At 43.8% G+C, this 660-nt stretch carries 1 pseudogene; it reads left to right on the forward strand.

The window, feature by feature from the left end:
- A pseudogene (locus AC1MDJ_RS08350) lies at positions 1 to 660 on the forward strand (hypothetical protein); the annotation flags it as partial.

The following is a 660-nucleotide window of genomic DNA, read 5'->3' on the forward strand; positions in this document are numbered from 1 at the left end:
GGTGTCATATCTAATGATGGCACATCATTTTATGGCGGTGCTATTTATAATGCTAGCACGTTTACATTAAGCGGTGATAGCGCAAGCTTTGCAGGGAACGCTGCTACATTTCATGGCGGAGCTATCTTTAATGCTAGCGCATTTACATTAAGTGGCGAGAACGCAAGTTTTGACAATAACACTGCTAATTATGGCGGTGCTATCTATAATGCTGGCACATTTACATTAAGCGGCTACGGCGCAAGTTTTGAGGGGAACGCTGTTACTGCCAATGGCGGTGCCATATCTAATATTGGTATATTTACATTAAGTGGTGAGAACACAAGCTTTGAAGGGAACACTGCTAACTATAGCGGTGCTATCTATAATAATGGCACATTTACATTAAGTGGCAACGGCACAAGCTTTGTGGGGAACACTGCTAATTATGGTGGCGGTGCTATTCTTAATGATGCTCATCGCACATTTACATTAAGCGGCGACAACGCAAGCTTTGTGGGGAACACTGGTGCTACTTATGGTAGTGGCGGTGCCATCTATAATGTTGGCACATTTATATTAAGCGGCGACAACGCAAGTTTTGAGGGGAACGCTGGTGGTACTTATGGTAGCGGCGGTGCTATCTATAATAATTATGCTGGCACATTTACATTAAGCGGC

The sequence above is a fragment of the Candidatus Termitispirillum reticulitermitis genome (assembly GCF_054655775.1).